Here is a 5,699-nt window from a genome sequence, read left to right on the forward strand (position 1 = left end):
TCCCAATTTTCCCCGCATGGAATTCCAACAATATCAGTCTAACTCAATGATTCCTAAATAAATGGTTCAGCAGGAAGTGCACAAAAAAATGTGATATACTTAAAATTTGTTCCATTTGGAACTCAAGGAGGGCATCAGTGAAATTGGAAATCAAACATTTTACGTATTTTTTCATTCTGATGGGATTGATGCTGGCAGGTACACAATCCGTTTATGCAGGCAACCTATCCACCCAAGAGATTTTGGATCATCTCAAGGCACATCAGGAAAAAATTCAAAGTATCGAAGCGGATTTTACAATGATCGTGTTTGGCATCGGCGGGATGAACCTTGAACATATAGGTCATTACAGCTATGCAGCACCGGATCATGTCCTCATGACCTATACAAAACCAACCCAGCAAGTCATCAAGACGGAAAATGGAAAATCATATATGTCCATCGCCAACGGACCATTTCAAGAAATACCAGTTTCCAGCCAAACAGCGGATATGAATGCCGATCTTTTTCAAAATGCCTTTCTTGCGCAATTTTACCTGGAAATTGACACGGCCACACCGCCTGAAAAGGGCTATTTATACAAGGTGATCGGTTACCACAAAAACAAAGACGGCGGGATAGCGACCAGTGAAACCGTCCGCAATCCAAAGGCCGTAGAAATCATTTATGACAGCAACCGGGGATTGGTCACACAGATGAATTTTACCGGTGCCGGTCCCATGCCGCCCATGGAGGTCAAAACAGTCTATGAGCAAAAGGACGGATGCTGGGTGCCCAAAAGCGTGTTCACGCGGGTGATCACGCCGGCGGGTGCGATCGCGAGTGTGGTTCAATTAGAGAATAAAAGAATTACACGGATAAAAGAGAATTACACGAATTAAAAACAAATGAAAAACGAATTGAAGGTGGATAACACGAATGGTTAATCAGAAAGAACCGAAAACATACAGCATTATTGGTGCTGCGATGGAAGTTCATAAAGAGCTGGGATGCGGGTTTCTTGAATCGGTTTATCAGGAGGTGCTGTCCAAAGAGTTGGCCACCAGAGAAATTCCATTTAAACGGGAAGTGAAATTGCCCATAGTCTATAAAGGAGAGAAGATTTGCAAACATTATAAAGCAGACTTTGTTTGCTATGATGAAATAATCGTTGAAATAAAAGCGTTGGAATTTACCGGGAAGTTGGTAAAAGCCCAAGTGGTGAATTATCTGAAAGCAACGGGGTTTAAAGTTGGCTTGTTGCTAAATTTTGGCAAGGAATCGTTGGAGTACAAGAGGTTTATAAACTGAATTGATAAAGAATTACACGAATGAAAAGCGAATTATACGAATGAATTCGTCTTCAATTGATTTTCAATTCGTGAAATTCCAAATCAGGAGGATGAATGCACCGCACACTATTTTCAACCACATTAATTCTATTCACAGCACTTCTGTTATCCACCCAAGTCGCAAGAGCGCAATGGGTCCTGGACGGGGACATGAATGCAGACGGAAGCCTGAATGTTGATCCCGGGCAAAACGCGTACTATCCCAAGATCGCGACGGACGGGACGTATCCCTACGTGGCGTGGAAAGAAAACAGCGGCACAGCCTACCAGGTTTATGTCAAGCGGTACAATGGCATCCAGTGGGAGCAGCTGCCCAATGACGGCACTAGCCTGAACACGGATTCAAGTAACAGCGCGGACCGTCCTGCGATTGATATCTCGGACGGGATACCCTTTGTGACTTGGACTGAAGTGGAAGCAAGCGGCAATACCTTGGTGTATGTGAAGCAGTGGAACGGAAGCGCCTGGGAGCAGATGGGTACCGGTGCGCTGAATTTGGTGGCAGGAGACGAGACCGGTGAACCGGATGTGGCCGGATACAACGGCACACCCTATGTGGCTTGGCGTGAATTTAACAAAGTGTATGTAAAAATGTGGAACGGCTCGGACTGGGACCAGATCGGCGGAGAATTGAACATCCCCGCAAATCCTGCCAGAAATCCGGATATCGAAATGGATGGTGCAACCCCCTATGTGGCATTCATGCGTACTTATGGATCGTATTCCTATGTAAAAAAATACAATGGCAGCAATTGGGAACTGGTTGGTTCGGGATTTATCAACAACAGCATCAATGAAAGCGCTGATTGGCCGAGCTTGGAAATTTATAATGGGACACCTTATGTCGCTTTCCAAGCAAGCTCAACCGGAAATCCGGAAAAAATCTACGCCAAATATTTCAATGGCACAGCCTGGGAACAACTGGGCGGGGCATTGAATGTGGATGAAAATCGGGATGGTTACGGACCTATATTATCACTATTAAATGGCGTTCCCTATGTTCTGTGGAATGAAGATTATCCAGGTTCTTTATATTTGTATATGAAACACTATACTGGTATTGGTTGGGAACTGGATGAAGGCCCTTTGAATATTGATATTAATGAATATGCCCGTTATTGTTATCTGGATTGCAAAAGTGGGACTCCATACGCTGTTTGGTATGAAGATGTGGGTGTGTTACGGCGAGTATTTGTAAAACACTATATTACCCCTACCGCATCGCAGACTGCCACAATCACTGAAACCGCCACGATCAGCCCGACGGCGACGATCACGCCGACCGCAACCATCACACCGACCATAACTCAGACTTCGACAATCACCCAGACCGCGACGATTAGTCCCACATCAACGATCTCGCCGACTGCGAGTCCGGGAATTGTCGTGGCAGAGGATGAGGTCCTGGCGTATCCCAATCCAGCACAGGACCGGATGTATTTCAGGTTCAATTTCAGCGGAGAGGCTGAAGTCTTGGTGGAGATATTCAACATGACAGGCGACAAAGTGTCCCAAATTCGTGAAATTGTATCTCATTCGAGTAATTCCATATTATGGGAGTGTGGCGACATGGCGGCAGGGATTTATCTTGTAAAAGTCAAAGTGGGGGATGAAGTGAAAAAGATCAAGAAGATCGCAATACTGAGGTAAAAACAATTACACGAATTAAAAGCGAATTACACGAATTAATTCGCCTTTAATTGATTTTAAATTTGTGAAATCCCAAATCAGGAGGATGAATGCACCGCACACTATTTTCAACCACATTAATTCTATTCACAGCACTTCTGTTATCCACCCAAGTCGCAAGAGCGCAATGGATCCTGGACGGGGACGTGAATGCAGACGGAAGCCTGAATGTTGATCCGGCACAAAACGCGTACTATCCCAAGATTGCGACGGACGGGATGTATCCCTACGTGGCGTGGAAGGAAAACAGCGCCACAGCCTACCAGGTTTATGTGAAGCGGTACAACGGCATCCAGTGGGAGCAGCTGCCCAATGACGGCACTAGCCTGAACATGGATTCAAGTAACAACGCGGACCGGCCCGCGATCGACATCTCGGACGGCACGCCCTTTGTGACCTGGATGGAAGTGGAGGCAAGCGGCAATACCTTGGTGTATGTCAAGCAGTGGAACGGAAGCGCCTGGGAGCAGATGGGTACCGGTGCGCTGAATCTGGTGGCCAGTGATGAGACCGGCGAACCGGATGTGGCCGGATACAACGGCACACCCTATGTGGCCTGGCGGGAATTTAACAAAGTGTATGTAAAAATGTGGAACGGCACGGACTGGGACCAGCTTGGCGGGGAGTTGAACATCCCCGCAAATCCTGCAAGAAATCCTGATATCGAAATGGATGGTGCAACCCCCTATGTGGCGTTCATGCGTAGTTATGGATCATATTCCTATGTGAAAAAATACAATGGCAGTGATTGGGAGCTGGTTGGTTCGGGATTCATCAACAACAGCAGTGCTGAAAGCGCGGATTGGCCGAGCTTGGAAATTTATAACGGCACACCTTATGTTGCTTTCCAAGCAAGCTCAACCGGAAATCCGGAAAAAATCTATACCAAATACTTTAATGGCACAGCCTGGGAACAACTGGGCGGGGCATTGAATGTGGATGAAAATAGGGATGGTTACGGACCTATATTATCACTATTAAATGGCGTTCCCTATGTTCTGTGGAATGAAGATTATCCAGGATCTTTATATTTGTATATGAAACACTATACTGGTCTTGGTTGGGAATTGGATGAAGGCCCTTTGAATATTGATATTAATGAATATGCTCGTTATTGTTATCTGGATTGCAAAAGTGGGACACCATACGCTGTCTGGTATGAAGATGTGGGTGTGTTACGACGGGTATTTGTAAAACACTATATTACTCCTACTGCATCCCAAACCGCTACAATCACTGAAACCGCTACGTTCAGTCCGACGGCTACGATCACGCCGACCGCAACCGCGACACCAACCATCACACAGACCGCGACGATTAGTCCCACAGCAACGATCTCGCCCACCAGCACATCCACACGGTCATTGGCAGGGATTGATCTGGGCAACAAAGCAGTGATGGCATATCCAAATCCGGCACACAGCGAAATGAATTTCCTGCTGCACCTGGATACAGCTGCCAAAGTAGAAATTATGATCTATACCATCAGCGGGGATTTAGTGGCCAAACTGGAAGAAACCTTGCCGGCCGGGCGCGGGCAGGTTGTGAAGTGGGATTGCCAGACAGTGGCTAGTGGGATCTATCTTGTGAATATTGTTGTGGGTGGCAAAAGTCAAGGCGTGGAAAAAATCGCGGTTTTGAAGAAATAGTTCGAAAGGATTTCATGTTTTGTTGGTCATAACTTAAGAGGATATTGAAAGCCAAAGAACGAGAAAAAAACGATGCAAAAGGAGAAAGTTCAATGAACAAAAAGGGACTTGTAATCATGATGATCGGCATACTCAGCACCTCACTCGTGTTTGGCATGGGCAAAGTCGATGCGGTGGATGAAGGAACCAACGAAGTAAAAGCGACACCGACGGTTGGACATCGCTATTCATTTAACGATTCTGATCGGGCCAAAACAGCTGATGAAAAACGGAGAATTCTTCTGGAAATCATTAAATATGAACCTGAAACCAATGAAGATTGGGCTATTTCTGAAAATGCCCAAACTCAATACAACGCTTTAAATGAGTTCATGGGCCTGGATCCAACCAAGGCGGAAATTGAGACGGTTATTGATAAACTCTATTCAGCAAAAAGTAGCCAGGCAAAAAGAAATATAATGGAATTTTTATCATATTCTCAATACAAAGACATCGTCGCTGTCGCTTTTAAAAAAGTCGCGGAAACAGATGAGGATTTATCTGTCCGTGGGTATGCGATGGGAAGGTTGATTTCAATGGGTGATGAAGAAAAAGGATTTGAGTATATGAAAAAATTAATTGATGTGATGGATATTAAAAAAGAGATTATTAGTAATTTTATAATATTCCTTAATTTTGAAAATGAAGAAATAAAAGAAAAGATGAAATCTTATTTGCTTGCATTGAGAGACAATCAAACCAAAGGTGAAATGATCAGGTGTTATGCCGCGCTAATTTGTAATAAAAAATATAAGGTGCTCCTTTCCCCTTATTATCCAATAATCGAAAAATTCATCCTAAACTCAAATGTCGAAGAAAATGAAGTAAAAATAATTTTAGGAAAAATAGAATATTTAAGCCGAAAAAATGATCCAAATGCCAAAAAAATCATGGCCAAAGCTAAAAAATCAGGAGGCACGGCAGTGAAAGAATTGCTTAAGAAATGGAACAAGTAACATGAAGTGAAATCATGAAGTAGAGGTATAAGGCA

5 protein-coding genes are annotated in these 5,699 nt (G+C 44.3%); all 5 read left to right on the forward strand.

Translation table 11 applies throughout. The features are described from left to right. The first annotated feature begins 137 nt into the window (after positions 1-137). Positions 138-881, forward strand: a complete 744-nt coding sequence (locus K8S19_07430) for an outer membrane lipoprotein carrier protein LolA (GenBank protein MCD4813506.1) — start codon at positions 138-140, stop codon at positions 879-881. A gap of 37 nt (positions 882-918) precedes the next feature. Next, on the forward strand, positions 919-1,290 hold the full coding sequence (locus K8S19_07435; GenBank protein ID MCD4813507.1) for a GxxExxY protein: 372 nt from the start codon (positions 919-921) through the stop codon (positions 1,288-1,290). Between the two features lie 95 nt (positions 1,291-1,385). Then, positions 1,386-2,981: a T9SS type A sorting domain-containing protein gene (locus K8S19_07440; protein MCD4813508.1), complete on the forward strand. Its 1,596-nt coding sequence runs from the start codon at positions 1,386-1,388 to the stop codon at positions 2,979-2,981. Between the two features lie 89 nt (positions 2,982-3,070). Beyond that, positions 3,071-4,669: a T9SS type A sorting domain-containing protein gene (locus K8S19_07445; protein ID MCD4813509.1), complete on the forward strand. Its 1,599-nt coding sequence runs from the start codon at positions 3,071-3,073 to the stop codon at positions 4,667-4,669. A 44-nt stretch (positions 4,670-4,713) separates the two neighbouring features. Beyond that, positions 4,714-5,664 (forward strand): hypothetical protein, encoded by a 951-nt coding sequence (locus K8S19_07450; protein MCD4813510.1) that lies wholly within the window; start codon positions 4,714-4,716, stop codon positions 5,662-5,664. The last annotated feature ends 35 nt before the right edge of the window (positions 5,665-5,699 follow it).

It is taken from the genome of bacterium (genome assembly GCA_021108215.1).
Lineage (GTDB): Bacteria > Oederibacteriota > JAAXVQ01 > JAAXVQ01 > JAUVAV01 > JAIORK01.

What these genes read in the sequence shown, in the direction of transcription:
- K8S19_07435 (MCD4813507.1), top strand. Translation starts at nt 919, where the DNA reads ATGGTTAATCAGAAAGAACCGAAAACATACAGCATTATTGGTGCTGCG.
- K8S19_07445 (MCD4813509.1), top strand. Translation starts at nt 3,071, where the DNA reads ATGCACCGCACACTATTTTCAACCACATTAATTCTATTCACAGCACTT.
- K8S19_07440 (MCD4813508.1), top strand. Translation starts at nt 1,386, where the DNA reads ATGCACCGCACACTATTTTCAACCACATTAATTCTATTCACAGCACTT.